Genomic DNA, 24,633 nt, shown 5'->3' with positions numbered 1-24,633 from the left:
ACGGGGACCGATGAGCGGGGCGGTCGTCGTGGGACTGGGGTCACGGCCCGACCCGGCGGCCGAAGCCATCGTGGCGGCTGTGCGGAAAATACTGGGAGAGGGCGCGATCCGGTGTCTGGCGACGATCGATCGGCGGGCGCAGGAGCGGGGAGTGGTGGCGGCCGCGGCCGCGTTCGCTGTGCCGGTGATCGGATTCGGCGCGGACGACCTGGCTCACGTCGACGTTCCGCATCCGGGCGACCGGGCAGCCGTCGCGGTCGGGACGCCGAGTGTCGCCGAAGCGGCCGCGCTGCTCGCCTGGGGGCGCTGGGGTCGGCGCGGGCGCCTGATCGTGCCGAAGACGGCGTTCGGCACGATCGCGGTCGCGGTCGCCGTCGCGGAAGAGGAATGAACGCAGGACGCCCGCCGTACTCTCGGCTCTGTCCGCAGACGGTGCTATGAGCGCCCGTCTCTGATCAGCTCGTGGTCCGGCCGCTGTGGCGAACCCGGCGGATGGGAGGCCCGAACGAAACCGGCCGAATCCGCTGATGTGCGGATCCGGCCGGGATGATACGAAAGACGCTGTCCCGCAACGCTTTATACGCAGGCGCCGCCGAGGCCCGCGGTCGTCACGATGGTGTATCCGGCGACCGGTGAGAGTTCCGGGAGTCCGTCGTAGTACACCGCGCTGACGATGTGTTCGCCCGCCCGGTCGGGCATCCAGCCGATGCTGGCGACCCCGTTGACCACCGGCGCGGTGCCGACGATGTTGCCGCTGATCCCCGAGAGGTGACTGAAGAAGTCGACCGTGCCGTGGGTGACGGGGCTGCCGTCGGGGTTGCGCACCGTCGCCACCGCGTTCTGGGCACAGCCGACCAGCGCCCCGCTGACCGGGCTCAGTGCCGACCCGGACATCGATACCGCGATCGTGGGCGCGACCGTCGCCTCGGCCGGGGCCGCCCCCACGATCGGGAGCAGTGCGCCCGCCAGCGTTCCGGCCGCCAGGACGAGCCCGGCGCGGGTGCGGGCGCGCCACGCCCGCCCGGACGAGAGCGCCGGGCCGGGGAGAACCGGGGAGGTACCACGCGAAACACGGAAACCGCTCATCGTGCCTGCCTCTCGCTGTGCCGTCCCGGGCCGGCGGCCCGGCGTCGATCCGTCGCAGGCTACCTGAGATCCAGCTCACATCGGGCACGGCTCGCGGAGCGGCGCTGATTATGCGGCTCGCGGAGCGATCGGGTTACGGTGCGACCGAGGTCCAATCGGCGAAGCCGGTCGGGTCGTGACGGCCGAGGCTGCCGTGTTCGAACAGTCCCCAGCCTTCGGCGTCGCCGCACCGCGCCTGTCCGACGTGGTCGATCACACCCCACGGAATTCGCCCGGCCACCGCCGGATCCGTCAGGTCGTAGCTGCTGCTCGACGACCAGTCGCGTCCCTTCCACTGCCCGTGCAGCCAATCCGGATCGCCGCCGTAACCGCAGCCGATATGCAGCGGAATGCAGGTGTGCGCACGCACCTCGACGGTCAGCGGCGAGCCGTCACCGGCGGTCATGTCCAGCCGCGCGGAGACGGGAATCCGCGTACCGGAACGATAGTCGAGGTGAATGCGCGGCCAGCCCAGCTGTTCCACGCGCCCGTCCGGCCACACTCGCACGGCGTCGTTGAGGGTGCGGAAGCCGTCCGGATTCTCCTGCACGATGACCACGATCGCGAAGTCGTCGAACCGCAGCGGCACGTAGAGCCACCAGAATCCGGCCGCCGGTTCGCTCGCGTCGCGGCCGGGTGGTTCGGTCTCGCCGACCGGCCGGATACCCCAGGACCGGTCTCGGGTCCCCATCCAGATCTCCGGATCGACGGCGATGTCGTCACCGTCGACGTGCAGTGTCCCCGACCAGGAACCGACCTGGGCGAACCGGGAGGCGTCGATGATCGGCCGGCTGCCGGTGTGGATGAGATGCGGCTGCTCCTGGACGGCGGGGAACGACCCGTCCCAGGTGAGGTCGAACGACAGATCGTCGTGCTCGCAGATCACCCGGACGCGCCGCAGCGGTTCGATCACCTCGATGCGATAGCCGCCGACGCTCATGTTCAGATCGCGCGGTGGCAGCGCGTCCGAGAATCGGACCGTGCGCTGGCGATCGCCGCGGCGGACCGCGGCGTAGGCGTCGATCACGCCGAGATTCGGATAGACGCCGAAGCCGGTGACCAGCATCGTGCCGCCGCTGCGGTCGTGCGCGTTGAAGTAGCTGCGGTCGTAGAAGTTTCGGTCGGTGGTGGCCGCGCGCGCCAGCGACAGCGGCGTCTGGTGCACCGGATATTCGTCCAGCGGAACCGGCGCCTGGTGGGCCGGATGTCCGTCGATGCCTGCCATCAATCTCCTCAATCCCACTGGTAGGTGCCGTCGAGCAGGGCCTCGAGGGCCGCTCGGTGCATCACGTAGTCGTCGCGGTCGTCGGTGTCGGTGTCCTCGCCGAAGTGGATCATCCGCCGTTTGATGCGCGCCATCACGATGCCGTGGCGCAGCGCGGCGTAGACGAGATACCACTCCAGATCCCGCGGCCGATGGCCGGTGAGCTCTTCGTAGCGCGCGACCACGTCGTCACGGCGCAGGTAGTCCGGCAGGCCGGGCTGATCGAAGCGGGTGGCGATGTCCTGGAAGAAGCGGTGGATGAAGATCAGCCAGGCCACGTCGAGTTCGCGCGGGCCGAGGGTGGCCATCTCCCAGTCCAGGACCGCGACCGGGTCGAATTCGTCGAAGATGATGTTGCCGGGCCGGGCGTCGCCCCAGTTCAGTACATCGGGTCCCGGATCGGCGGGCCAGTGCTGTTCGAGCCAGTCGAAACCGCGCTCCAGCAACGGGATTCGATAACCGTCGTCGGCGAGCGCCCACCGGTACCAGTGGCGCTGGGCGTCGAAGTGGCGGCGCAGCGACGATCCTTCCCCGGCCAGGGCGGGGAATTTCGCCGCCGGGTCGGCGATGTCGTGGACTCTCGCGATGATGTCGACCGTGGCGCGGGTGATCCGCATGCGCTGCTGTGGTGTGGCGTCGAAGACCCAGCCGATGAAGACGTACGGCGGATTGTCCTCCGGAATCCGGCCGTGGATCCGTTCCATCACGAAAAACGGTGTGCCGAGGACGGATTCGTCCGGCTCGAACCAGCACAGCCGCGGCACCGGCACATCGCTGTGCGCGCCGACGCCGGCCATGACCGCGTACTGGGTGTCGAGGTCGTAGTTCTCGAAGACGGGGAACGAGCCCTCCTCGGGAGGCATGCGTGCCACATACGAGCCGCCCTCCGTGCGGCCGTCGCGCTCCCAGCTCGCCTCGAACATGATCGAGGAACTGGACATACCGCCCGCCTGTGGCCGCGACAGCTCCGTGATCACCGGCGCGGTGGTGCCGGTGAGCTTGCCGGCCAGCCACTGGGTGAGTCGCTCGGCGAGTTCGTCGAGATCGCGAGCGCTGGTGGTCAGTTGCCGCCGTTGCCCGGGGTCGGTATCGGATTCGCCCGACATATCGGACCTCCTGACGGGATGAAAACGTCTGTGCGCCAACTCATTACGTTCGGGCACGGCGGTATCCGGCCCGGCGCGGGTGGCGTGTGGATGAAATGTAACGCGTTCTAGTGCGCGGTGGCGCGGAATCGGCGGCGAATTTTCCATCGTTCCGCTCACCGGGATCCGGTTTGCCCACGGTGCGCACGATCGGGGGGCGAGGGCCACCCCTGAGATTCGTGCTGCCACGTACGCCGCGCGGAGTAGCGCGGAATCGGGGTCCGGCCCTGAGGACTTTCGCCGCGGGCCCTCGTAACGTCGTGCACCGATCCGCGCACCCCGTTCGCTAGGGCGTTCGGCGACGCAGCCGTGCGCCGGGTCCGCCGGGGAGAGGAGTGGGTAGTGAGTGTCATGGTGGCGCAGGCCGAAACGCCGCGGCTGGAACCCGAATCCGAGACGGCGGTGGGCTGGAATCTCCTGACCCGCGTGGCCTTCCGGTTCACCTTCCTGTATTTCGGGTTGTTCTGTCTGATCTATCCGCAGATCGTGTTCGCCTTCACCGGCTGGTTCGGCCGCTGGCTCGACGCCGACGCGGTGCTGTGGCAACCGCGGTTGCTGCGCCCGGTGCTGGAGTGGGTCGGGCGCACGGTCTTCGGCGTGCATCCGGTGCTGAGTCCCAACGGCAGCGGGGATCAGACGATTCTGTGGGTGCTGGTGTTCTGCATCCTGGTCGTCGCCGTCGCGGGCACGCTGATCTGGACGCTGCTGGACCGCCGTCGCGCCGATTACCGGCGGCCGGCCGGGTGGTTTCTGCTGCTTCTCCGGCTGTGTGTGGCCGGTCAGATGCTCAACTACGGTTTCGCCAAGGTCATCCCCACCCAGATGCCCGAACCGATGCTGTCGACGCTGCTGGAGCCGTACGGCAACCTGACGCCGATGGGGGTGCTGTGGAATCAGGTCGGGATGAGCCCGACCTACGAGATCCTGCTCGGCGCCGCGGAACTGCTGGCCGGGATTCTGCTGTTCATTCCGCGCACGGCGACGGTGGGCGCGATGCTGACGCTGGTGAGTATGGCGCAGGTCTTCGTGCTGAACATGACCTTCGACGTGCCGGTCAAGATCCTGTCCGGACATCTGATGCTGATGTCGATGGTGTTGCTCGCTCCGCAGGCGCGGCGGCTGCTGGACGTGCTGGTGCTCGATCGCCCGGTCGGCCGCTCGACGGCGCCGTACCCGTTCCGCACCCGCCGGGCCCGCTGGTTCGCGGCGCTGGCGCAGATCGGGATCGGGATCTGGGTGGCGGTGGCTCTGACCCACGTGAGCCTGCAGTTGTGGGACGAGGGCCCGGGGCGCACGAAACCGCCGCTGTACGGGATCTGGCAGGTCGACGAATTCAGCCGGGACGGGCAGCCGGTTGCGCCGCTGCTCACGGACCGGGACCGGTGGCAGCGCGCGGTATTCGACTTCGACGGGGTCATGCGATATCAGCGGATGGACGCGACGTTCGTGCCGGTGCAGGTGACGGTCGACACCGGCGCCCATCGTCTGGACCTGCACGCCATGCCCGGTGGCGATCGGCAATCCGTGACCTCCGGCGGCTTCGCCTACGAACAGCAGGGACCGGACCGGCTGCGGTTCACCGGCGACCTGGACGGGCATCCGGTCACGGTGACCTTCCGGCGCCAGGACCCGGACGCCTTCCCGCAACGCAGCCGCGGCTTCCATTGGATCCAGGACGCACCCGAGGGGTGAGGTCAGCCGGCTGTCGCGCCGATCTGATTGCCCCAGTGCGGATTCGGGGCATAGAACTCCCCGGTGCCGGGGGCGAAGGCGGCCGCCGCCCCGGCGCATCCCCACAGCCGGGCCGCCAGCCACGCCGTCGGATAGCCGAGGTAGCCGTACACGCCGTCGGTGCACGGCGACGAGGCCCGGGCGCAGCCGGGTTGGCCTTGGACATCGTTGTGGTTGGGGCCGACCAGTGTGCCCCACGCCTTCGTCACCGAAGCCGGCGTGGCCTCGTAGTAATCCTGGTTGGACTGCAGGCCCGGAAGCGCCCACAACTTCTGCGAGGGCGAGATCAGCGCGTCGTCGGAGCCGTTGACGAAGAACACCGAACCGCCCGCCAGGCGGCGAGTGTCGGTGCAGCTCAACCGGTTCGAGCAGAACGACTGGGCGGGCAACTCGATCGGCACGGCGGTGCGAATCAGCCCGCCGGACTCGATCATCGCGTTGAGCGCCCCGGTGGCGCCCTGGGAATGTCCGACGGCGCCGATCGCCGAGGTGTCGAGCCGATCGTGGAAGACGCTCGCGGGATCGGCGGCCCGCTCGATGAGATACCGTGCCGCACCGGCGATGTCGACGCCGGAGCCGGTACTGCGATTCTCGGTCGCGATCACCACGAAACCCCAGGACGCCAGATGCCGCAGCAGATAGGCGTACTGCCGAGGTTGCGCGGCCGTGCCATCGCCCCAGGTGATGATCGGATGACGAGGGCCGCGCGCGGCGACATCGGTCGGATACCAGATGTCGTAGGCGGCGCCGGTGCTGTCGCAGCAGCCGAATCCGTAGTGCTCGGTGACCTGCCACGGCCCCGGCTCCGAGTAGCGGGCCTCGGTCGGACCGCTCGCGCGATAGGGGTCCTGCGCATACGCGGTGGCGGCCACCGCGGCGGCAACCGACACCGTCACCAGCACGGTCAGAAGCTGCAACACCGCTCGTCGCATGTTCGCAGCATAGAACGCGCCGAGCGCACTCTGACGCACGGCGGCGAGCGGGAATGAGTGTGCGCGACGCCCGGTTGTGTCGTGGCATGGGTGCTGAACTCTCCGACGACCTGAAGAAGATCCTCGACGACACAAAGGTTTTCGCCACGCTGGCGACGATCGGCCGCGACGGGCAGCCGCATCTGACCGTCATCTGGCTCCTGCGCGAGGGCGAGGACCTGGTGTACTCCACCACAGTCTCGCGGCAGCAGTACAAGAACGTGGTGCGCGACCCGCGGGTGACGATCATGATCAACCCGCCGGACAATCCGTACGCCTACGCGGAGATCCGCGGCACCGCCACCGTCACGCCCGACCCCGGCAAGGCCCTGCCCGACCGGCTGTCGGCGAAATACACCGGCCTGCCGTACGTGGAATTCAATCCCGCCTCCGTCGACGACGCCGAGCGAGTGATCGTCCGGGTGACCCCGGAATGGGTCAACGGCCGCCTCTGAGGCGACTCCCGATGCGACCGAATTCACGTCGTGTAATTCTGTGAGATGAGTCTCGACTGTGATACGGCGATCGTTGCAGAGCCGGTGTAACCCCTGCAGGATGGCGGGAGCGGCAGCCTCCGTCGCATCAACTTCGCAGGTAGAGGGAGTTTCACTTGGCTTCGTCAGGTCGCAGACAGAGTAGACGCACCGCGCGCCGGGCCGGGCTGCGCACGGCAGCCGCGGCCGCCGCCGCACTGGCGGCGCTCACCGGCACGGGCGCCGGTGTCGCCGCCGCCCGTCCGGTCGGCGCGTTCGACGTGGGCGGGGCGATCGAGAAGGAATACGACCGCGCGGGCGGTACCGCCGTCTTCGGCAACCCGACCGGACCGGAATCCGACGCGAACGGCGGTAAATTCCAGGTCTTCGACCGCGGCTGCTCGATCTACTGGTCCGTGGGCACCGACGCCCACGCGATCTGCGGCCTGATCCGCGACAAGTGGGGCTCGATGGGCTGGGAGAACAGCCCGCTGGGCTTCCCGCTCACCGACGAGGCCAAGGCGGGCAAGGACGGCCAGGGCCGCTTCACCCGATTCCCCGGCGGCGTCATCGTGTGGTCGGCGAACACCGGCGCGCACCCGGTGTGGGGATCGATTCTCGGCATGTGGGAAGGCAGCAAGGCCGACGGCGGCCGCTACGGCCTGCCGACCAGCGACGAATACGACTACAACGGCGGCAAGGCCCAGGATTTCCAGGGCGGCAGGATCACCTGGAAGCCCTGATAACCCCTGCTTGTGGCGTCGCGATGGGTGATTGCGGAATTCGCCCGGCCACGCCGTAGGCTGAAACCTTGTGCCGAATACGACAGACGACCAGCAATCCGGTGACCCGAACTATGTCGTCGGGCTCGATCTGGCCGGCCGCCGCGTCGTCGTCGTGGGTGGCGGCTCCGTAGCCCAGCGCCGACTCGGACTGCTCATCGCGAGCGGGGCCGATATCGAGGTGATCAGCCGGACGGTCACCCCCGCGGTGGAGGGTATGGCCACCTCCGGTCAGCTGCGCATCTCCCAGCGGGCCTACGCCGACGGTGATCTCGACGGCGCCTGGTACGCGATCGCCTGCACCGACGAGCCCGAGACCAATGCCGCCGTGGTCGAGGAGGCCACCCGCCGCCGTATCTTCTGCGTGCGCGCCGACAACGCCCGCCTCGGCACCGCCGTGACTCCCGCCAGCGCCCGCTACGACGGGCTGACGCTCGCGGTACTGGCCAGTGGACGGCACCGCCGATCGGCCGCGGTGCGCACCGCACTGCTGGAAGCGCTGCAATCGGGTGTGGTCACCGACGACTCCGAACCCGTGGCGCCCGGCGTCGCGCTGGTCGGCGGCGGGCCGGGCGACCCCGATCTGATCACCGTGCGGGGTCGCCGGCTGCTCGCCCGCGCCGATCTGGTCGTCGCCGACCGGCTGGCGCCGCCGGAACTGCTCGCCGAACTCGGACCGCACGTGGAGGTCGTCGACGCGGCGAAGATCCCGTACGGCCGCGCGATGGCGCAGGAGGCGATCAATACCGCCCTCGTCGAGGGTGCCAAGGCCGGCAAATTCGTGGTCCGGCTCAAGGGCGGTGATCCGTACGTCTTCGGCCGCGGCTACGAGGAACTCGAGGCGTGCGTGGACGCCGGGGTACCGGTGACCGTGGTTCCGGGCGTCACCTCCGCGATCTCGGTGCCCGCCCTGGCCGGTATTCCGGTGACCCACCGCGGCGTCACCCACGAATTCGTGGTGGTGAGCGGGCACATCCCGCCCGATCACCCGGATTCGCTGGTGGACTGGCCCGCGCTGGCCCGGCTGCGCGGCACCCTCGTCCTGCTGATGGGTGTGGAACGCATCGAGAAGTTCGCCGCCGCGCTCGTCGACGGTGGCCGCGCCGCCGACACGCCCGTCACCGTCGTCCAGGAAGGTAGCCTGCGCACCCAGCGGATCGTGCGCGCGGAGCTGTCCACGGTCGCCGAACGTGTACGCGTCGAGGGCATCCGGCCCCCGGCGATCATCGTCATCGGCCCGACCGCGGGCTTCACCGCGGGCGCGCCGGATGCCGACGAGCAGGCCGGTTAGGTCCGCGGTGCGTGCCCGGGACAGGGGCACGGCCCGGTCGAGTGTCGCGCGGACAACGCGAGTACGCGTTCGGCTGGCCGGTGCCGATATCCGTTACAGTGAGTCACTGTGCTCGATAACCCCGCTGCGACGATGCAATATCCGGTGACGAAGCGGGCCTTCGGGTTGCCGATCCTGGTCCTGTCCGGCCTGCAGTTGATGGTCGTCCTGGACGGCACGGTCGTGATCCTGGCGCTGCCCGCCCTGCAACGTCATCTGGGCCTGACCAGTTCGGGCAGTGCGTGGACGGTCACCGCCTACGGTCTCACCTACGGCGGGCTGATGCTGCTGGGTGGCCGCCTCGGCGACTCGTTCGGGCGCAAGAAGATGCTGCTGCTGGGTGTTTCGTTCTTCACCCTGGCCTCACTGCTGTGCGGGCTGGCGCAGAACGAGGCCATGTTGATCGGCGCGCGGGCCCTGCAGGGCACCGGCGCCGCGATCGCCGCACCCGTGGCGATGGCGCTGGTGGTCAGCACCTTCGCACCCGGACCGCCGCGCAACCAGGCGATCGCCATCTTCGGTTCGATGATGGGTGTGGGCTCGGTCGGCGGTCTCGTCGTCGGCGGCGCTCTCGCCGAATGGAACTGGCGGCTGATCTTCCTGATCAACGTCCCGATCGGGCTCCTGATCCTCCTCGGCGCGGCCTTCCAGCTGCACGATTCGGCCCTCCACCGGCTGCCCCTGGACGTGCGCGGCGCCTTCCTCGGCACGCTCGGCTGTGTCGGCGTGGTGTTCGGTGCGACCGAGGGCCCCGACCTCGGCTGGACCAGCCCGTACGTCATCGGCGCGCTGATCGCCGGTCTGCTGCTGCTGGTGGCGTTCGTGCTGGCCGAACGGTCGGCCGTCAATCCGCTGCTGCCGCTCACCCTCTTCCGCGATCGCGACCGCTCGATCACGTTCATCGCGCTGCTGCTGGGCTCCGGCGTCCTCGGCGCGATGACCTACTTCGTCGCGCAGTTCCTGCAGAACGTCGTCGGCTACAGCCCGCTCGTCGCCGGTCTGGCCTCGATCCCGTTCACGATCGGCGCCGGCATCGGTACCGGCGCGGCATCCAAGGCCGCGCTGATGGTCCGGCCGCGCTGGCTGCTCGCGGGTGCCGCGGCCGTCCTGGCGGGGGCGCTGTTCTTCGGCTCCACCCTGGACCGCTCCGTCGAATATCTGCCGACCCTGCTGGTGCTGCTGGCGGTGGTCGGTATGGCGATCGGTTTCGTGATCGTGGTCGGGCCGCTGTGCCTGCTGGTGGGCGTACCGGTGAACGAGGTGGGCCCGCTGTCGGCGATCGGCCAGATGATCCTCACTCTCGGCACCCCCTTCGCGGTCGGCCTGCTGACGCCGCTGGCGGCCTCGCGCACGCTCTCGCTCGGCGGCCGGACCGACCGGACGTCGAATCTGACGCCCACCGAGGTCTCGGCGCTGTCCAGCGGTTACACGTTCGTCTTGCTCATCTGCGCGATCGGCGCCGTGATCATCGGTCTGCTGGTGCTCACACTGCGCTACACGCCACAGCAGCTCGCCCAGGCCCAGCACGCGCAGGAGGAAGCGCAGCAGGTGTAGCGCCCTCTGGGCGGTCGATATCGGCTCAGCGGCGATCGAACAGTTCCAGCAGTTCGGTTCTGCCGAAGACGGTCGCCGATTCCCGGGCCGACGGGGTGCCGGCGTCCGGGTCGGCCCCGGCCGCCAGCAGGGCCTTCAGAATGTCGTCCGCACCCTTGAATACCGCTCCCGCGGCCGGTGTCTGGCCGCGGTCGTTGGCTCTGTCGGGATCGGCACCGCGTTCGAGCAGTGCGGTCACGGCCGCCCGATGGCCGTGGTAGGCGGCCAGCATCAGCAGGGTGTCGCCGTTGTCGTTGGTCAGATTCACCGGGACGCCCGCGTCGATATACGCCGCGAGCGTCGCGGCCTCGCCCGTGCGGGCCAGCTCGAAGAGCTTGGTCGCCAGCTCGACCAGGTCCGGATCCACGCCGTCGGTAGCCACGGGCCATTACTACCATGGCGGGGCGACGGCCCGGGGGACCGGCGACCTGTCCGTCGATCGGCGCTCGATCAGTTGTAGGAGCGCGCGACCCCGTCGAGAAGGTGTTCCAGGGTGTCGTAGGTCGGAGGGTCGACGACGTCGACCACACCTGGGGCGACCGGAATGTGGTGTTCGGCGGTCACGGCGGTGAACTGGGCCGGATCGGCGGTGCGGAAGCCGTGCTCGGCGGCCAGTCGCTGCAATTCGGGATCGGTGCTCAGCAGCTGTCCGACCCGGTCGCCGGTGGCGGTCAGCGGGACCAGCGTGTGCCGGGACAGCACCGTCGGGGACGGGTACAGCATCACCGCGTCGGGGGGCAGTTTGCCGGCGACGGCGGCCTCCACGAACTGCGATTCGTATCCCCACACCATGGGTGTGGGACCCATTCCGGCGGCGAGATATTCGCCGAACGGTCCCGCGCTCGAGTTCTCGGTGTATCCCTGTCTGGTGAACAGTCGCGACACCTTCGAGAGGACGAAATTCTCGGCGGCCGGGCCCTGCACGATCGCATCGTCGTTGGCGACGTAGGCGGCCACCGCCAGATACATCGCCGCCGAATTGGAGCTCCGCGGGTCGGTGGTGGAGATCAACACGTTCTTGCGCACCGGGTATGCGGTGTTGCCCTCCAGCTGATCCCACTGCGTGCCCTGCTGCGTGAGATCGAGATACCGCCGCATATCGAACGTGGGTACCGGCCCCTGCCGGACGATTCCCGCGCGGGCGAGCAGATCCACGATCGGCCGGAAACTCGCGACCACCATCGGCGAGGAGAACGGCGTGTATTTCGCGGTGATCCCGCGTTCGCGCTGAATCCGTTCGGCGGCGAGGCTGCTCGACGGGAAGGCGAAGTCGTCACCGTCCAGCTTCACCGACGTCGCGATCTGCCGCGATCCGGCCGGGTCGACCTCCAGCCGAATTCCCTTGCGCGCCAAGGCGTCCACTACGCGCGGGTCGGTGAACAAGCCCATCTTCTCCGACCCGACCACGCCGTGCGCGGTGGTCAGCGCGGGAGCCAGGGCGGGGGTGGCGTTGTCGCCGCCGCGGAAGCCGAAGGCCACCACCAGCGCGACGACCACGACGACCACCGCTGCCGCTACGGCCAGGATCCGAGGCTGTCGCAACGTGGTCACCAGGCCCGGTGTGGCCGTTGGGTCGGTGGCCGGGCTCGGCGCGGTCTCGCGATCCGGCTCCGGCGGAGCGTCACTCGCGGGCGATGTCTGCGCCACGGTCGTCGGTTTCGACGGTTCGACGGGGGAGTGGGCGGAGGCGATCGCGACGTCGGATATCGCGGAAACCGCCGGCGTTTCGAGGTCTTCGCGCTCGTCCGCCGTGGTCTCGACCGGAACCTCGGCGGCCGCGTCGGGAAGCGAATGGCGTTGAGGTGTAGCGCTTTCGGTCCGGTCGGTAACCGACTGGTCTGCGCCCGCGTCGCGGCTGTCGGCGGATGCGGCGCGGTCGGCGGGCGGCCCGGGCTCGGAGGCGGACGCGTCGGAGATGTCCTCCTCGATCGAGGGAGCCGAGACCCGTTCCGGAACTACCGGCGCGGCAGCGTATTCGAGCTCGTGCGAGTAGTCCTCGGCCTTGGGCTGCGGTGGGGTGTGCTGCAATTCGCGGCGCACGATGCGTTCCACCAGAATCGGCACGAAATCGCGCACGGCGTGGCCGTCGAAGCGCCGGCGCACCTGGCCGACCAATTCCTGTACCAATTCCGGGGAATGGCTGCTGCCGTAATGGCCGACCAGTCGATCGGTCAACTGACGCAGTGCCTTTTCTTCACGGTCGGTGGCGTCACCCACGCCGAACTCCTCGCCCAATCGCATCCCAACGGCAGCGGTCGGCCGGCCGCGCCGAGGTTACGATAGCGAGCCGGAATGCCCGTTCCGTGCGGCCATGTTTCGGCCCTGCTTCCCTGAAATGTGCTGGTGGAGCGGCATTTTTCGGCGATTGTTCCCGTGGTTGGGCAGGTCGCATTCGGCTCGAATTACGTCGGCGGTCACCGAGAATTCACTCACGTGAGGACCAGCAGTTCGCTCGACGACGCGATTTCCACACGCAGCCCGGCCTTTTCGGCTATCCGCGCCAGCGCCCGGATATCGCCGGGTTCGGCGCGGGTCGATACCAGGGCCCGCGCCAGCAGCCCCTTGTGATGTTTGTTGAAATGGCTCACCACCGTGCGGCTGCCGTCCGGGCGTTCGGTCAGTACGGTCGCGGTCACCGCGCCGGGCAACCGCCCCAACTGCTGATAGGTCCCCGAACGCAGGTCTACGACCAGCTGACCGGCCGTCGCTTCCCGCAATGCCGGGGCCAGCACCGGTTTCCACAGCGACGCCAGCGTCGGCAGTCCCGGCAGCTTCGAACCGCCCGAGAGCCGATATCCCGGAATCGCGTCCCCCGCGCGGACGACCCCGAACAGCGCTGAACCGATCGCCAGCCGCTGCTCGGCGCGAGCGCGCTGCGTCTTGGTCAGCGAACCTGCGTCGAGTGCGTCGTAGAGCACTCCGGTGTAGCGCCGCAGGGCGGGTGTGGTCGCGGCGGTCCGCAGCGACGCGTTGCGGGCGAGTGCGGTCTGCAAACCCTCCGCGCCCGCGCCGGTCGCCTTCCCCAACCCCAATGCCGCCCGCGCCGCCTCCGGGTCCGCGGACAATTCGATCAGCTCGGTGATCAGCTTGTCCCGTACGGCGGTGAGCTGCGGTAACCACAGGGAATCCAGATCGAGCGGACCGAGAGTTCCGCCGTCGGACTTGGTTTCGGAAGGAGGCAGAATCACCAGCACGAGCCGATACGGTAATGCCCTGCAGGCATCCACGCAGCAGCGGCTAGTCTGTGCATCCGTGATCACCCGTCTCTCGCACCTGTTCCTGCGCACCCTGCGCGACGATCCCGCCGACGCCGAGGTGCCCAGCCACAAACTTCTGGTCCGCGCCGGATATGTGCGCCGGATCGCGCCGGGCGTCTATTCGTGGTTGCCGCTGGGCTTGAAGGTGCTGCGCAAGGTCGAGGACGTGGTGCGCCAGGAGATGGACGCGATCGGCGGCCAGGAGATTTCGCTGCCCGCACTGCTGCCGCGCGAGCCGTACGAAACCACCAATCGCTGGACCGAATACGGCGACAGCCTTTTCCGCCTGCAGGACCGTAAGGGCGCCGACATGCTGCTCGGGCCCACCCACGAGGAATTGTTCGCCCTGACGGTCAAGGGCGAATACAACTCTTACAAGGATCTGCCGGTCACGCTCTACCAGATTCAGACCAAGTACCGCGACGAGGAGCGGCCGCGCGCCGGAATTCTGCGGGGCCGCGAATTCGTCATGAAGGATTCCTATTCCTTCGATCTCGACGAGGACGGCCTGAAGGCCAGCTATGCCGCACACCGCCAGGCATATCAGCGCATCTTCGCCCGGCTCGGGGTCGAATACGTGATCGTCGCCGCCACCTCCGGTGCGATGGGTGGTAGCGCCTCCGAGGAATTCCTGGCCAGCAGCCCGATCGGCGAGGACACCTACGTGACCTGCCGCGAATCGGGGTACGCGGCCAATGTGGAGGCCGTGGTGACGCCCGCGCCGCCGGAGCTTCCGATCGAGGGGCAGCCGGCCGCCGTCGTGCACGACACCCCGGGCACACCGACCATCGCGTCGCTCGTCGACTGGGCCAACGACGCCGGGATCGCCGAACAGTACGGCCGCCCGGTGACCGCCGCCGACACGTTGAAGAACGTCATGGTGAAGTTGCGCCACCCCGATGGCAAGGCCGAGATCGTCGGTATCGGCGTGCCCGGTGATCGCGAGGTCGACGCCAAGCGGCTCGGCGCGAGCCTCGAGCCCGCCGAGGTGGAGTTGCTCACCGACGAGGACTTCGCCGCCAACCCGTTCCTGGTGAAGGGGTACATCGGTCCGAAGGCGCTGCTGGACAACGATGTTCGCTATCTGGTCGACCCGCGTGTGGTGGCCGGCACGTCGTGGATCACCGGTGCCGACGCCTCCGGCAAACATGTCGTCGGACTCGTCGCGGGCCGCGATTTCACCCCCGACGGCACGATCGAGGCCGCCGAGGTCCGCGACGGTGACCCCTCGCCCGACGGCCGCGGCGTGCTGCACTCGGCGCGCGGTATCGAGATCGCCCACATCTTCCAGCTCGGCTACAAGTACACCGATGCGTTCGAGGTGGACGTGCTCGGTGAGAACGGCAAACCGGTCCGGCTCGTCCAGGGCTCCTACGGCGTCGGCGTCTCCCGGATGGTCGCGGTGATCGCGGAGCAGATGCACGACGAGAAGGGCCTGCGCTGGCCGGCCGAGGTCGCCCCCTTCGACGTGCACGTCGTCATCGCCAACAAGGACGAGGCGGCCCGCGCCGGGGCCGAGGAGGTCGTCGCCGGTCTGGACGCCCAGGGCCTGGAGGTGCTGTTCGACGACCGTACCGCCTCACCCGGCGTCAAGTTCAAGGATGCCGAATTGCTCGGCATGCCTTGGGTTCTCGTCATCGGCCGGGGCTGGGCCGACGGCAAGGTGGAACTGCGGAACCGCTTCACCGGGGAATCCGAGGACATTCCGGCGGCCGCGGCCGTCGACACCGTGCTCGCGAAGATTCGCGGCTGATCACTCGCGTGCACCCGGTCGTCACGACCGGGTGCACCCCTGCGGTCCCGGTGCCGGCGACGCGCGCTACGGCAGCGGAAGGCAGGAGCTGCCGGTGTTCAGGCCGCTGCCCACGACGTCGACGGTGATATAGCTGCTGGACGTGTAACTTCCGGGCGTGAACTGCTGTGCCGTGATGTTCTGCCGCCCGGTGTATTTCGGCGTCCACGCCATGGTCACCGTGCCGTTCTCGGGGTGAAAAACCGGAGTGCCCGCGATGGGTTCGCCGTTACCCGGGACCGAGCCGCCACTGTTGATGAACGTCACCGCGCCGCCATCCGGCACCGGGGTGTCGAGCGTCGCGGTCAGCGTGGCGGAACATCCGGTTCGCAACCCGTCCGCCCCGGCGTCGACACGCACGCCCGTGACGTCGGCGTCCGCGACGCTCACGGCGAGCAGCGATCCGAGCGCCCCGGCGGCCGCCGCCGCACCGATCCGTCGTATCCCCACGGCCATTCCCGTTCTCCCTTCGACGTATCCCCGCGGCGTACACCGCATACCGCAGCACGCTACCGGTGTGCCGGGTCCGCGCGGGGTGCGCGGATACCGGGGGCGATCGTGCGGCCGGGCAGCCGGCCCGGGCTCAGGGCCGGCCCGGGAACGGTGTGGTCGCGGGATTCACGCCGAGGATCGACTGCCAGGTGGCCAGGCGGGTGGCGCATTCGGTGAGGGCCTCGGTACCGGTGCGGCGCAGATCCGCGGTGGTGGAGTGTTCCACGACCGCACGCCAGGCGACCGCGGTGTCGGTTTCGACGGTGACCGCGAGTTTGGCCGCGGGGATGGGATCGTCGACCGCGAAGGGCGGGGTGTAGGCCGCGGCGGGCGCCGGGACGCTCGCACCGGCCGCCTTCAGCGCGTCGGCGGTGGCATCGCGGCGGGCGCGGTGGGTCGCGGTGAACTCGGCGACGATCTTCGCCCGCTCCGGGGACGCGTAGGCCGCGATGAGGCCGTAGGCGTAGACGGCGGTGTATTCGGCGTTCAGCGCGTCGAGCAGCGCCTGCTGATCGGTACTCACGCCAGCACCACCGCCACGTGGGCGCCGCAGCAGGCGCTGATCGAGGCGAGCAGGCCGGCACGGTATCCGGTCTGGGTCGTGGCCACCTCGGCCGCGGAGTGCTGGGAGTCGGTGAGCCGGGCCCGCAGCGCGGCGACGGTCGGTGGCGGGGTGGGAGCGGGCGGTTCGGCGACGGGTGGGGTCGCGGATTTCGGTTTCGTGCCGTCCCCGTACACGCCTACCGCGCGGTCGATTTCGGTGCGCAGCGCATCGGCGTGCTGGGCGCGCTGTGCGGCGACGACGGTCAGCGCGGCGGTGTGTTCCGGTGCGGCGGCGATCGCCGCCTTCGCCCACACGGCGTCGGTGCGCGCCGATTCCTCCTGCGACACAAGCACATCCGGCGCGGACGGCTTGTCGTCCGAACAGGCCGCGACCGCGCTCACGGCGACGAGCGCGACCACGCCGCCTCCGGCCGAGCGCAACAGCGAGCGACGGTCGAGGCGCGGGGGAACGGTCCGATCCGGCGGCACCGGAATCACATCGAGACGGCTGGGCACGCCTACATCGTGCCAGTGATCATCATTCGCCCCCGCGCCCAGCCCGCCGGCATGCCGCGCTCGCGGCCGTCCGCGCCGGGCCCGCCTTCCGTCCGCCCAGCTGAGCCCGGGTGCTGTCGTCGGTGCGCGCCCCGGCCTCGCCGGGGAATGGTCCCGTCCGGAAGGGGTGTGGTCCGTCGGCCGGTCCGTTCGCCGTGCCCGAGGCGGTCCGGCGGACCGCGGGCGCGCAGCAGAACTCGACCCGGGCCGACTCGACCGGGTTGGCTGGTCCTTTACACTCTTGCAGCGCGTTACGCTAGACCTCCGGCGGAACAATCCGCGGGACATGCGCGCCGACCACGCCGGACCAGGACCGATACCGCGTCACAACTGAACCAGGAGCCGCCCCATATGCCGATGCCGACCGAGGAAAGGGTGAGCCAGCTCGTTGCTGGGCTCGTCGAACGCCGAGGGCTCGACCTCGAGGGCGTGCACATCACGGCCGCGGGCGGGCCGCAGGCGCGGGTGACGGTGACCGTCGACGGCGACGAAACCGTCGATCTGGACACGATCGCGGAAGTGAGTTCCGAGATCTCCGAAGCGCTCGACGAGGCCGCCGATGTCGGCGAAACCCCCTATCTGCTGGAAGTCACCACCCCGGGTGTCGAGCGCCCGCTGACCGCCCCGCGGCACTGGCGACGGGCTCGCGGTCGCAAGGTGCGGGTGCGGATGCGGTCCGGGGCGCAGACCCCCGACGGCCCGTCCAGCTTCGACGCCCGGGTCGGCGCGAGCACCGATACCGAGGTGGCCCTGGTGCTCGGCGGCAAACGTGCGCCCCACCGGGTGAGCGTGCCGCTGGCCGATATCGAATCCGCGGTCGTCCAGGTGGAGTTCTCGGCACCCGGTGCGGCGGAAATGGAACTCGCCGGGGGCGTGGCCGCGGGCCGTCCGGAACCGGGCGCCGCCGATCAGGCCGTCGATCCGGCCGCACCCGCCGCCCGTGAAGAACACTCAGTAGTTGCGCCGACCGAAGGGATCGTGGAATGAACATCGAAATCGAAGCCCTGCGTGCGATCGTCGCCGATAAGGGAATCTCGATGGAGACAGTGCTCTCCGCGATCGAGTCGGCTCTGCTGACCGCCTATCGGCACACCGAGGGCCATGAGCCCAACGCACGCATCGACATCAACCAGAAGACCGGCGTGGTGCGCGTGATGGCCACCGAGACCGACGCCGACGGCAACGTCGTCTCCGAATGGGACGACACTCCCGAGGGTTTCGGCCGCATCGCCGCCACCACCGCGCGCCAAGTCGTGCTGCAGCGGCTGCGCGACGCCGAGAACGAGAAATCCTTCGGTGAGTTCTCGACGCACGAGGGCGATATCGTCGGCGGCGTCGTCCAGCGCGACGCCCGGATGAACGCCCGCGGCACGGTCGTGGTGCGCATCGGCAGCGAGGCCAACGGCGCCGAGGGACTGATCCCGCCGGCCGAGCAGGTCCCCGGCGAGACCTACGAGCACGGCGACCGCATCAAGTGCTACGTCTACGGCGTCTCCCGCGGCGCGCGCGGCCCGCAGATCACGCTGTCGCGCACGCACCCGAATCTGGTGCGCCGGCTCTTCGCGCTCGAGGTGCCCGAGATCGCCGACGGGTCGGTGGAGATCGTCGCCGTGGCCCGCGAGGCCGGCCACCGCTCCAAGATCGCGGTGCGCTCCACGGTGCCCGGCGTGAACGCCAAGGGCGCGTGTATCGGCCCGATGGGGCAGCGCGTGCGCAACGTGATGAGCGAGCTGGCGGGCGAGAAGATCGACATCATCGACTGGGCCGAGGATCCGGCCGCCTTCGTCGGGAATGCGCTGAGCCCGTCGAAGGTTGTGTCGGTCACGATCGTCGATCCGGAGGCCCGTGCCGCCCGGGTCGTGGTCCCCGATTTCCAGCTGTCGCTGGCGATCGGCAAGGAAGGTCAGAACGCCCGGCTGGCCGCGCGGTTGACCGGTTGGCGCATCGATATCCGCTCCGACGCCGCCCCCGACGTGGCCGGATCGCCGCGGCCGCACGCCCAGCACGGGTAGGCCGCGCCGGGACGGCAGCGCGAGTGCGGAAGTCAACCAGGGGCTGGATGCGGAGATCGGGACATGGCAGCGGTACAGTGGACACAGGCTCAGCGCGAGTCTTCGGTATCCGCACTTTCCGCCCAGGTCGGTGCTCGGGTGAAAACCCGAACTCCCGGCCCGGCCCGGACCTGTGTCGGATGCCGGAAACGCGAGCTGGCCGCCGATCTGTTGCGGGTCGTGGCGCAATCGCCCGGCAGCGCTCCCGACAGGGACGCCGTCGTCGCGATCGTTCCCGATCCGCGGCGCAGACTTCCCGGGAGGGGTGCCTGGTTGCACCCCGTTTCGGCTTGTCTGAGCATGGCAGAGCGGCGCCGAGCGTTCGGCAGAGCGCTACGAGTGTCCGGAAAACTGGATATCTCAGCCCTGGAGCACTACGTCGAGAACAGGCACGAGCACTCATGAGCACACCGTGAAGTACCAACGATGAACGGCCATCGAAGATAACCCGAGGTCGTGCGGGCGTCCTGACCCCTGAACGGGGAGCAAGAGACTGTCGCGCTCGACCTCTCAGTGAGGAGAGCAGTGGCAGGCAAGGCCCGCGTGCACGAGTTGGCTAAAGAACTCGGTGTCACGAGCAAAGAACTACTCGCAACGCTCAAGGAGCAGGGCGAGTTCGTGAAGTCGGCGTCGTCGACGGTGGAGGCACCCGTCGCGCGTCGGCTCCGGGAGTCGTTCGCGGCGAAGTCCGCCCCGTCCAACGGCTCCGCGAAATCCTCCGCGAAACCCGGTCCCGCCCAGGCACGTCCGGCAGCCAAGCCGGCCGCCGGTGCGACCCCGGGCCCGCGTCCCGGTCCGCGTCCGGCTCCGGCTGCGACTCCGGCTGCGGCCCAGGCCGATTCGGCCCCCGCGGCCGAAACCCCCGCGGCGGCAGCACGTCCCGATGCGGTGAAGCCCGGACCGGCCGTCAAGCCGGGTCCGAAGCCGGCCGCTCCGGCGGCCTCCGCGAGTGCGGCGCCGTCGGCGTCCGCCCCGTCGGCTCCGGCGCAGCAGCCCGGTGCTCGTCCGGCCCAGGGCGCGCCGCGTCCCGGCCAGCCGCGCACTCCGGGTGGGCAGCAGGGTGCGCCGCGTCCGGCGGCGCCCGGCCCCAAGCCCGGTCCGAAGGCCCCGCGGGTGGGCAACAATCCGTTCTCGTCGGCCCCCGAGCGCCCGGCGCCGCGTCCGGCTCCCGGCCCGCGTCCGGGGCCCGGTCAGGGTGCGCCGCGTCCGGGTCAGGGCGGTCCGCGTCCCGGCCAGGGTGGTCCGCGTCCGGGCCCGGGTCAGGGCGCGCCGCGTCCGCCGGCCGGTCAGGGCGGTCCCCGTCCCGGTGGCCCGCGTCCGTCTCCCGGCTCGATGCCGCCCCGGCCGAATCCGGGTGCGATGCCCGCTCGTGCGGCCCGTCCGGGCCCGTCGGCGGGTCGTCCGGGTCGTCCCGGCGGTGCGCCGGGTGGCGGCGGCGGTCGTCCCGGTGGTGGCGGCGGCGGTAACTACCGCGGTGGCGGCGGTGCCGGTGGCGGCGGTGGCGCGGGTGCGCCCGTGGCCGGTGGTTTCCGCGGTCGTCCCGGTGGCGGCGGTGGTCGCCCGGGTGGTGGCGGCGGTCGCGGCGGTGCCGCGGGTGCCTTCGGCCGTCCCGGTGGCGCCCCCCGTAAGGGCCGCAAGTCGAAGCGGGCGAAACGCGCCGAATACGAGAACATGCAGGCGCCGTCGGTCGGCGGTGTGCGGCTGCCGCGCGGCAACGGCGAGATCATCCGTCTCGCCCGCGGCGCGTCGCTGTCGGACTTCGCCGAGAAGATCAACGCCAACCCGGCCTCGCTGGTGCAGGTGCTGTTCAACCTCGGTGAGATGGTCACCGCTACCCAGTCGGTCAACGACGAGATCTTCGAGCTGCTCGGCGGCGAGATGAACTACGTCGTGCACGTGGTCTCGCCCGAGGACGAGGACCGCGAGCTGCTGGAGAGCTTCGACCTCAGCTACGGCGAGGACGAGGGCGACGAGGAGGACCTGCAGGTCCGTCCGCCGGTCGTGACCGTCATGGGTCACGTCGACCACGGTAAGACCCGACTGCTGGACACGATTCGTAAGACCAACGTCCGCGAGGGCGAGGCCGGCGGTATCACCCAGCACATCGGCGCCTACCAGGTCCTCACCAACGTCAACGACGAAGAGCGCCTGATCACCTTCATCGACACCCCGGGTCACGAGGCGTTCACCGCCATGCGTGCCCGTGGTGCGAAGGCCACCGACATCGCGATCCTCGTGGTCGCCGCCGACGACGGCGTCATGCCGCAGACGGTGGAGGCCATCAACCACGCGCAGGCCGCGGACGTGCCGATCGTGGTGGCGGTCAACAAGATCGACAAGGAAGGCGCGAATCCGGAGAAGGTCCGCCAGCAGCTCACCGAATACAACCTGGTGGCCGAGGAGTACGGCGGCGACACCATGTTCGTCAACATCTCGGCGCGTCAGGGCACCAATATCGAAGCCCTGCTCGAGGCCGTGGTGCTGACCGCGGACGCGGCACTGGACCTGCGGGCCAACCCGGATATGGACGCCCAGGGTGTCGCCATCGAGGCGCATCTGGACCGCGGCCGTGGTCCGGTGGCCACCGTGCTGGTGCAGCGCGGTACCTTGCGCGTCGGCGACTCGATCGTGGCCGGTGACGCCTACGGTCGCGTCCGCCGCATGGTCGACGAACACGGCGAGGATGTGGACGCGGCGCTGCCGTCGCGTCCGGTGCAGGTCATCGGTTTCACCTCGGTGCCGGGCGCGGGCGACAACCTGCTCGTCGTCGAGGAGGACCGCATCGCCCGCCAGATCGCCGACCGGCGCAATGCGCGCAAGCGCAACGCTCTGGCCGCGCGCAGCCGCAAGCGGATCAGCCTGGAAGATCTGGACGCCGCTCTGAAGGAGACCTCGGAGCTCAACCTGATCCTCAAGGGCGACAACTCCGGTACGGTCGAGGCCCTCGAAGAGGCGCTGCTCGGCATCGAGATCAGCGACGAGGTCCGGCTGCGGGTCATCGACCGCGGTGTCGGTGGTGTCACCGAGACCAACGTCAACCTGGCCTCGGCGTCGAACGCGATCATCATCGGGTTCAACGTCCGGGCCGAGGGCAAGGCCACCGAACTCGCCAACCGCGAGGGTGTGGACATCCGCTACTACTCGGTGATCTACCAGGCCATCGACGAGATCGAGAAGGCCCTCAAGGGCATGCTCAAGCCGATCTACGAAGAGGCCGAACTGGGTCGCGCCGAGATCCGCGCGGTGTTCCGCTCCTCGAAGTTCGGCAACATCGCCGGCTGCATGATCACCTCCGGGACGGTCAAGCGCAACGCCAAGGCCCGCCTGCTGCGCGACAGCGTGGTGATCGCCGATACGACGATCCAGTCGCTGCGCCGGGAGAAGGACGACGCCACCGAGGTCCGCGAGGGCTTCGAATGCGGTATGACGTTGGGCTACAACGACATCAAGGAAGGCGACATCATCGAGGCCTACGAGCTTCGGGAGAAGCCGCGCGACTGAGTCGTCCATAGTGAACGAACGTCACGTTCGGTGCAGACATCGACCGAACGTGACGTTCGTTTCGCCGGGCGCCCGTTGCGACATGTGAAGAGGTGAGCCGTTGTTCGTCGGTGCATTGGAGTTCGACATCCTGCTCGGCGATGTGCACTCGTTGAAGGAAAAGCGGTCGGTGATCCGTCCGATACTGGCCGAACTGCAGCGCTTCGGCGTCAGCGCGGTCGAGGGCGGGGATCACGATCAACACCGCCGCTCACAGTTGGGCGTCGCGCTGGTCAGCTCCGAGATGGGACATCTCACAGCGGTGCTGGACAAGTGTGAACGCCACGTGGCGGCCCGTCCGGAGTTACAGTTGCTGGCAGTACGCCGCCGCATCTTCGGACCCGAAGACTGAATGACAAGTGAGGAGGGCCCGCCATGGTGGATCAGGCCAGGGCACGCCGACTCGCGAAGCGGATCGTCTCGATCGTCGGGACGGCGATCGAATACGAGATCAAGGATCCGCGGCTGCGTTTCGTCACCGTCACCGATGCCAAGGTGACCGGTGACTTGCGGGAGGCGACCGTCTATTACACGGTGATGGGTGAAACCCTCGCCGCCGAACCGGATTTCGCGGGCGCCGCGGCCGGACTGGAGAAGGCCAAGGGGGTACTGCGCTCCAAGGTGGGCGCGGCCACCGGGATCAAGTTCACGCCGTCGCTGAGTTTCGTCCTCGACACCGTGCCGGATGCGGCGCGCGAGATGGAACAGCTGCTGGCGAAGGCCCGCGCGCTCGACGAGAAGGTGGCGCAGGTCGCGGCCAATGCCACCCATGCCGGCGACGCCGATCCCTACAAACCCGACCCCGACGAGGAAGACTGACCGCCACGGCGGTCGATGCGGCGGACGGGCCGGGGTCGCGAGGCGGTGTCCCGGTTCTGTCGCCGGAGAATCGAGCTTGGAGATGACAGCTGTGACGTCGTCGGCGGATCCGGCCGCGGCCGTCGAGGTATTGGCGGCCGCGCGATCGGTGACCGTGCTGTGTCATGTGCAGCCGGACGCCGACACCGTCGGTAGCGGACTGGCATTGGCGCAGGTGCTGCATCGGCGCGGGGTGCCGGTGCAGGTGTCGTTCGCCGAGCCGGCCGAACTTCCGGCATCGATGCGCTCGCTGCCGGGCGTGGAGCATCTGGTGCCGGCCGAACAGGTCGCGGCGCGGGTGGATGTGCTGGTCACGGTCGACTGCGGCAGCGTCGGGCGCCTCGGCGCGCTCGCGGACCGAATCGACGGCGCCGCAACCACTGTCGTGATCGACCACCATCGCTCCAACACCCGCTTCGGCGATGTGAACCTGATCGACGAGACCGCGGAGTCCACCACCAGTGTGCTGGCGCGGCTGTTCGACGCCTGGGGTGAGGAGATCGACCGGGACATCGCGCACTGCCTGTTCGCCGGTCTGGTCACCGATACGGGGTGTTTCCGCTGGGGCGGCCCCGGCACCCATCTGCTGGCGGATCGTTTGCTGGCCACCGGAATCGACGGTGCGGGAATCACGCGCACGCTGATGGACACCCATCCCTTCGGCTGGTTGCCGATGTTGTCGCGGGTGCTCGGATCGGCGCGGCTGGAACCGCGCGCGGCCGGTGGCGCCGGACTCGTCTACGCCTTCGTTCACAGCGACGACTCCGACGGATTGCGGTCGGAGGAGGTGGAAAGCGTCATCGACGTCGTCCGCACCACCGCCGAGGCGGATGTGGCGGCGGTATTCAAGCAATCCCGCACCGATGCCGGCTGCTGGACGGTGTCGCTGCGCTCGCGTGACAGCGGTGTCGGTACCGGTGATGCCGTCGACGTCGCCCGCGTCGCGACCGGCCTGGGCGGAGGCGGCCACCGCTACGCCGCCGGCTATACGACCTACGGGACGTCCGACGACGTGGTGGCGGATCTGCTCGCGGAATTGGCCCCCGGCCGGAAGAGCTGAGCATGGGACGCGGCGGGTGGCCGGCAGCGGTCCCCGTGGACGTTCGCCGCGGTCTCCGGGGTCGGATCTGA

General features: G+C 69.4%; 24 protein-coding genes. 14 read left to right on the top strand and 10 right to left on the bottom strand.

What is annotated here, in order from left to right:
• The first annotated feature begins 10 nt into the window (after positions 1–10).
• The gene (locus NMI01S_RS22080; protein ID WP_063000150.1) at positions 11–391 is read left to right on the top strand and encodes a cobalamin biosynthesis protein; all 381 of its coding nucleotides are present in this window, start codon (positions 11–13) and stop codon (positions 389–391) included.
• 185 nt (positions 392–576) lie between these two features.
• Here NMI01S_RS22080 and NMI01S_RS22075 read toward each other — a convergent pair whose 3' ends face one another.
• The 3 genes from NMI01S_RS22075 to NMI01S_RS22065 all read right to left on the bottom strand — a co-directional run bounded on the left by NMI01S_RS22075 (position 577) and on the right by NMI01S_RS22065 (position 3,495).
• Complete coding sequence (locus NMI01S_RS22075; RefSeq protein ID WP_063000148.1) at positions 577–1,086, bottom strand: hypothetical protein; 510 nt, start codon at positions 1,084–1,086, stop codon at positions 577–579.
• A 133-nt stretch (positions 1,087–1,219) separates the two neighbouring features.
• Positions 1,220–2,350 carry an Rv3169 family protein gene (locus NMI01S_RS22070; RefSeq protein ID WP_063000146.1) on the bottom strand — a complete coding sequence of 377 codons (1,131 nt, stop codon included), beginning with the start codon at positions 2,348–2,350 and terminating at the stop codon, positions 1,220–1,222.
• An 8-nt stretch (positions 2,351–2,358) separates the two neighbouring features.
• Positions 2,359–3,495: a phosphotransferase family protein gene (locus NMI01S_RS22065; RefSeq protein WP_063000144.1), complete on the bottom strand. Its 1,137-nt coding sequence runs from the start codon at positions 3,493–3,495 to the stop codon at positions 2,359–2,361.
• A 390-nt stretch (positions 3,496–3,885) separates the two neighbouring features.
• Between NMI01S_RS22065 and NMI01S_RS22060 the strand changes: the two genes are divergently transcribed.
• Positions 3,886–5,226, top strand: a complete 1,341-nt coding sequence (locus NMI01S_RS22060; RefSeq protein WP_084513157.1) for a DoxX family protein — start codon at positions 3,886–3,888, stop codon at positions 5,224–5,226.
• A 2-nt stretch (positions 5,227–5,228) separates the two neighbouring features.
• Here NMI01S_RS22060 and NMI01S_RS22055 read toward each other — a convergent pair whose 3' ends face one another.
• Positions 5,229–6,197: a poly(ethylene terephthalate) hydrolase family protein gene (locus tag NMI01S_RS22055; protein WP_063920836.1), complete on the bottom strand. Its 969-nt coding sequence runs from the start codon at positions 6,195–6,197 to the stop codon at positions 5,229–5,231.
• Positions 6,198–6,283: 86 nt separating this feature from the next.
• Here NMI01S_RS22055 and NMI01S_RS22050 point away from each other — a divergent pair, with 86 nt between their 5' ends.
• The 4 genes from NMI01S_RS22050 to NMI01S_RS22035 all read left to right on the top strand — a co-directional run bounded on the left by NMI01S_RS22050 (position 6,284) and on the right by NMI01S_RS22035 (position 10,375).
• Entirely contained in the window at positions 6,284–6,691 is a 408-nt protein-coding gene (locus tag NMI01S_RS22050) for a PPOX class F420-dependent oxidoreductase (RefSeq protein ID WP_063000140.1), read from the top strand.
• A 155-nt stretch (positions 6,692–6,846) separates the two neighbouring features.
• Positions 6,847–7,452 carry an LGFP repeat-containing protein gene (locus tag NMI01S_RS22045; protein WP_084513156.1) on the top strand — a complete coding sequence of 202 codons (606 nt, stop codon included), beginning with the start codon at positions 6,847–6,849 and terminating at the stop codon, positions 7,450–7,452.
• Between the two features lie 70 nt (positions 7,453–7,522).
• Complete coding sequence (cobA, locus tag NMI01S_RS22040; RefSeq protein WP_063000138.1) at positions 7,523–8,782, top strand: uroporphyrinogen-III C-methyltransferase; 1,260 nt, start codon at positions 7,523–7,525, stop codon at positions 8,780–8,782.
• 132 nt (positions 8,783–8,914) lie between these two features.
• Complete coding sequence (locus NMI01S_RS22035; protein WP_063000136.1) at positions 8,915–10,375, top strand: MFS transporter; 1,461 nt, start codon at positions 8,915–8,917, stop codon at positions 10,373–10,375.
• A gap of 25 nt (positions 10,376–10,400) precedes the next feature.
• Here the strand turns inward: NMI01S_RS22035 and NMI01S_RS22030 are convergent, their stop codons facing one another.
• The 3 genes from NMI01S_RS22030 to yaaA form a co-directional block, all read right to left on the bottom strand.
• Positions 10,401–10,796 carry an ankyrin repeat domain-containing protein gene (locus NMI01S_RS22030; protein ID WP_063000134.1) on the bottom strand — a complete coding sequence of 132 codons (396 nt, stop codon included), beginning with the start codon at positions 10,794–10,796 and terminating at the stop codon, positions 10,401–10,403.
• 68 nt (positions 10,797–10,864) lie between these two features.
• Positions 10,865–12,631 (bottom strand): three-helix bundle dimerization domain-containing protein, encoded by a 1,767-nt coding sequence (locus tag NMI01S_RS35655; RefSeq protein ID WP_218021087.1) that lies wholly within the window; start codon positions 12,629–12,631, stop codon positions 10,865–10,867.
• Between the two features lie 212 nt (positions 12,632–12,843).
• Positions 12,844–13,608 (bottom strand): peroxide stress protein YaaA, encoded by a 765-nt coding sequence (gene yaaA / locus NMI01S_RS22020; RefSeq protein ID WP_063000132.1) that lies wholly within the window; start codon positions 13,606–13,608, stop codon positions 12,844–12,846.
• A gap of 58 nt (positions 13,609–13,666) precedes the next feature.
• Here yaaA and NMI01S_RS22015 point away from each other — a divergent pair, with 58 nt between their 5' ends.
• Positions 13,667–15,424 carry a proline--tRNA ligase gene (locus NMI01S_RS22015; RefSeq protein ID WP_063000130.1) on the top strand — a complete coding sequence of 586 codons (1,758 nt, stop codon included), beginning with the start codon at positions 13,667–13,669 and terminating at the stop codon, positions 15,422–15,424.
• Positions 15,425–15,490: 66 nt separating this feature from the next.
• Here the strand turns inward: NMI01S_RS22015 and NMI01S_RS22010 are convergent, their stop codons facing one another.
• The 3 genes from NMI01S_RS22010 to NMI01S_RS22000 form a co-directional block, all read right to left on the bottom strand.
• The gene (locus NMI01S_RS22010; RefSeq protein WP_063000128.1) at positions 15,491–15,919 is read right to left on the bottom strand and encodes a hypothetical protein; all 429 of its coding nucleotides are present in this window, start codon (positions 15,917–15,919) and stop codon (positions 15,491–15,493) included.
• Positions 15,920–16,046: 127 nt separating this feature from the next.
• Complete coding sequence (locus NMI01S_RS22005; protein ID WP_063000126.1) at positions 16,047–16,478, bottom strand: ferritin-like domain-containing protein; 432 nt, start codon at positions 16,476–16,478, stop codon at positions 16,047–16,049.
• Positions 16,475–17,014: a hypothetical protein gene (locus NMI01S_RS22000; RefSeq protein WP_245716975.1), complete on the bottom strand. Its 540-nt coding sequence runs from the start codon at positions 17,012–17,014 to the stop codon at positions 16,475–16,477. The genes NMI01S_RS22005 and NMI01S_RS22000 overlap by 4 nt, the downstream gene beginning before the upstream one ends.
• Positions 17,015–17,404: 390 nt before the next feature.
• Between NMI01S_RS22000 and rimP the strand changes: the two genes are divergently transcribed.
• The 7 genes from rimP (at position 17,405) to NMI01S_RS21970 (ending at position 24,562) form a co-directional block, all read left to right on the top strand.
• Positions 17,405–18,040: a ribosome maturation factor RimP gene (gene rimP / locus NMI01S_RS21995; RefSeq protein ID WP_063000123.1), complete on the top strand. Its 636-nt coding sequence runs from the start codon at positions 17,405–17,407 to the stop codon at positions 18,038–18,040.
• Entirely contained in the window at positions 18,037–19,065 is a 1,029-nt protein-coding gene (nusA, locus tag NMI01S_RS21990) for a transcription termination factor NusA (protein WP_063000122.1), read from the top strand. The genes rimP and nusA overlap by 4 nt, the downstream gene beginning before the upstream one ends.
• A 63-nt stretch (positions 19,066–19,128) precedes the next feature.
• Complete coding sequence (locus NMI01S_RS34315; RefSeq protein ID WP_084513154.1) at positions 19,129–19,509, top strand: YlxR family protein; 381 nt, start codon at positions 19,129–19,131, stop codon at positions 19,507–19,509.
• A gap of 120 nt (positions 19,510–19,629) precedes the next feature.
• Positions 19,630–22,605 (top strand): translation initiation factor IF-2, encoded by a 2,976-nt coding sequence (gene infB / locus NMI01S_RS21985; RefSeq protein WP_063000121.1) that lies wholly within the window; start codon positions 19,630–19,632, stop codon positions 22,603–22,605.
• A 100-nt stretch (positions 22,606–22,705) separates the two neighbouring features.
• Positions 22,706–22,996: a DUF503 domain-containing protein gene (locus NMI01S_RS21980; protein ID WP_063000120.1), complete on the top strand. Its 291-nt coding sequence runs from the start codon at positions 22,706–22,708 to the stop codon at positions 22,994–22,996.
• Between the two features lie 23 nt (positions 22,997–23,019).
• Entirely contained in the window at positions 23,020–23,463 is a 444-nt protein-coding gene (rbfA, locus tag NMI01S_RS21975; protein ID WP_063000119.1) for a 30S ribosome-binding factor RbfA, read from the top strand.
• Positions 23,464–23,545: 82 nt separating this feature from the next.
• On the top strand, positions 23,546–24,562 hold the full coding sequence (locus tag NMI01S_RS21970) for a DHH family phosphoesterase (protein WP_063000118.1): 1,017 nt from the start codon (positions 23,546–23,548) through the stop codon (positions 24,560–24,562).
• Positions 24,563–24,633: the final 71 nt, after the last annotated feature.

Source organism: Nocardia mikamii NBRC 108933, from assembly GCF_001613505.1.
In the GTDB taxonomy this organism is placed as follows: domain Bacteria; phylum Actinomycetota; class Actinomycetes; order Mycobacteriales; family Mycobacteriaceae; genus Nocardia; species Nocardia mikamii.
Note: the sequence above shows the minus strand (reverse complement) of the source record. Positions and strands in the feature narration are given on the sequence as shown.